We start from the raw sequence: 2,870 nt of genomic DNA on the forward strand, positions 1-2,870 counted from the left end.
TCCTTGGGGTCGACCTCGGCCACGACACGCTCTGTCCCATGCCCCACGCCGCGTCAGCGAGCGACGAGCCTCCCGTCGGCTGCTGGCCTGCTCCTTCTTCAACCGCCCATCCCACCTGAACGCTTACCGAAGGCGTTCGCCCCGTCCAGATTGGAAGTGGGCTGGTTGATTTCCTGCTGGCGCAACGCGTGTTCCCTCTTCGTTGCCTGATCCTTCACAAGACGGACGCGCTTGTTCGCCTCGGTGCGCACCGCAGTCAAGCGCTCACAATCTCATCCGCGTTGACAGGTTCCGAACCTCCGAGGCGTAAACCAGAACGCTGTGCTATCGTCGATGCGATGGCGGCTGCCGCGCACGTGCATCTGCTGCGGCTTCCTCTGCGTCGCGCCGACGCATAAAGTCGTGAATGTTCTCCTTCTCGCCAGTGGCGGTGCTTGAACCGTTTTTCTGCTTAGCGGCAGGACTGAAAAGGAGGCTGACTCCATGGGCAATGCCAGCACCAATGCCTCCGAGGCCTGCACCTATCAGGAGGCCAAGCACTGTTCCGAAGAACCCCTCTGAGCTTCCGATGAATCCCATCGCCAAGGTGATGGCGATGAAAGTCGTAGAGCGTGGATAGGCGATGAAGAATCCAAGGAGAACAAGCCCAGATGCCAGGATGCAGAGGTGTCCAAGGAAGGCCATGCGAAGGAGCCTCGCTTTCTATTTCGGTACCATACTCTGGGAGCGCGACTGACGCCGTATCACCTCGTGCACAGGTGCCGCAGTCACCCGTTCCATGTAGCCCGGTACGTCGGGCGGTGCCCTCTACCGCACGCCGCGTCCATCCAGGTCTCCTCTTCATCCGACTGAGAGCCACCCGCTTCCGTGGACCGCCCGTACGCCTCCCACCCAATCTCGGGCGTCCACGGAATCGGCAGGCTCAGTTCGTGCTGACCGCGTCCCGAGACACCTGAAGGCCACGGGGGCGCCGCATACACAGCTCCATCAACACTTCGTGGGCCCGCTTCGCCATTTCATGCAGCTCCGCCGCCGCTTCCTCCTGGCCGTAGGCATCCCCCGCTCCAAGCCAGCGGTGGAGGTCCGTCGCCAGCTCGCGCGCCGTCTGGTAGCGGGCGTCCGGCCGGGGCTGGAGGAGCTTGCGCAGCACCAGGCCCAGCCCCTGCGGAAGCCCCTCCGTCAACGCCTCCAGGTCCGCCTGCGTGTAGGTCGCCGCGCGCCAGATGGCATCCGCCACCTGGGGCGCGCTTCCGGCCAGCCGGGCCCGCTTGACGGCACGCCGGACCCGCACCCGCTGCCTTGTCGATAGGGCGTCCTTCACCTCTTCGGTGAGGGCATCCGGCGCATCCAGGATGTTCCTCCCCGTCGCCAGTTCGAGCAGGACATTGCCAAGCGCGAAGAGGTCCGAGCGCGCATCCACGCGCCCGGTCAGGAGCATCTCCGGGGAGGAGTAGAACGCATCCCCCTGCGGCCGGCGCACCGTGGACGAAACGCGCCCGGGCAGGTCCGAGAGCGCGAACCCGAAGTCGGAGATCTGCACGTCGCCATTCCAGCCTACAACGAGGTGCTCCACGTCGAGCGCCCGGTGGACGATGTGGAGGGGGCGCCCCTGTCCGTCCGTCGCGTCGTGGGCATGCGCCAGGGCCGCGGCGACGCGAGCCCCGACATGGAGGGTGAAGAGGGGCGAGAACCGTCGGCCGCACTCCCCGGCGAGCGTCAACAGGTCGCCGATGCTGTTCCCCGAGGGATGCTCGGTGATGACGTACCAGCCCCCTTCCGCCTTGTGCAGTCCGTGGACACGGAGGATGCCCGGATGGTCGAGGTACGTCGCCAGGTGCACCTGCTCTTCAAGCTTCGCCCGCGCCCGCTTGATGCGGGGCAGTTCCATCAACTTCGGGACCCCGACCGCCTTGAGCAGCACCTTGCCGCGGATGTTGCCTTCCAGCGTGCGGCGCCGGGCCAGCAGGAGGCGCAACCCGTGATGGGCCTCGCCCAGGTCCTCGCGGAACTCGTACTGGAAGCCGTCCCTCGTGAAGAGAATCGCCCCTCGTGGGAGCCTGAACTCACTCGCCGACATGTTCTGCCCTCCTCTCGCGCGGGCATCCCCAGCCAGCGCATCGCGGACCATGTTACCCATGGGATGGGCAGGCATGGAACGACCCTGAGAGGTTCTGTCGATGCTGGTGAGCAGGGGGTCGGAATCGAGCACCTACCCGCCACGTCACCGCAGGCCCAGCTCAGGGCCAGCGGTGCACGACCCACCCCACGTTCCGGTTGGACGCCTTCACTCTGCCGTCCTTGAACCCGTAGACCGTGCCCTCCACCACCAGACAAATCGGCTGCTCGTCCTGCCCCGGGAGCTTCACACGGTCATACCGGACGACGAGCGCTGGCCCATCCGCGCGGCCCATCTTGTCGGAGAGGTAGTAGGCCTTGCCGTAGAAGCGCGTCCCGGTCGGAGCGACCGCATGTTGCCGGTCGTCGTTGTGGCCTTTCGGGACAACCCCCACCACCTCCGCGCCAGCGGTGAACCACACCTGTCCAAACGCCGCCTGACGGTCGTCGAGTTGAAGGAAGAAGCGATCGTGGAGCCTCCAGCGGAGATGATCCCGCATGGCCTCCTCCGCGCCAGCCGGGCAGGAGAAGGACTCGGGCCGAATCTGGGCACCCGGACACCCCGCCGCCAGCGCCGCGACGAGCGACAGCGACGCGCACTCAACGATGCCGGCGGCCTGCTTCCGCCCTCGCGATGCGCGTCGTTGGGCCGGGACTTCGAGTGAGGGGGTCTTCACGGTTGAACCTTCCTTCGGAGCAGCGGCGATTGCCGGGCCCGGGGTCGTCACGGGCGAGGGGCCAGGAGGTGACATAGC

2 protein-coding genes and 1 pseudogene are annotated in these 2,870 nt (G+C 66.4%); all 3 read right to left on the minus strand.

The features are described from left to right. Positions 1 to 324: 324 nt before the first annotated feature. Positions 325 to 684 (minus strand): hypothetical protein, encoded by a 360-nt coding sequence (locus G4D87_RS36225; protein ID WP_163787362.1) that lies wholly within the window; start codon positions 682 to 684, stop codon positions 325 to 327. A gap of 238 nt (positions 685 to 922) precedes the next feature. Beyond that, complete coding sequence (locus G4D87_RS36230) at positions 923 to 2,077, minus strand: protein kinase domain-containing protein (RefSeq protein ID WP_163787363.1); 1,155 nt, start codon at positions 2,075 to 2,077, stop codon at positions 923 to 925. 160 nt (positions 2,078 to 2,237) lie between these two features. Beyond that, positions 2,238 to 2,870, minus strand: a pseudogene (locus G4D87_RS36235) (serine/threonine protein kinase); the annotation flags it as partial.

The sequence above is a fragment of the Myxococcus vastator genome (assembly GCF_010894475.1).
Lineage (GTDB): Bacteria > Myxococcota > Myxococcia > Myxococcales > Myxococcaceae > Myxococcus > Myxococcus vastator.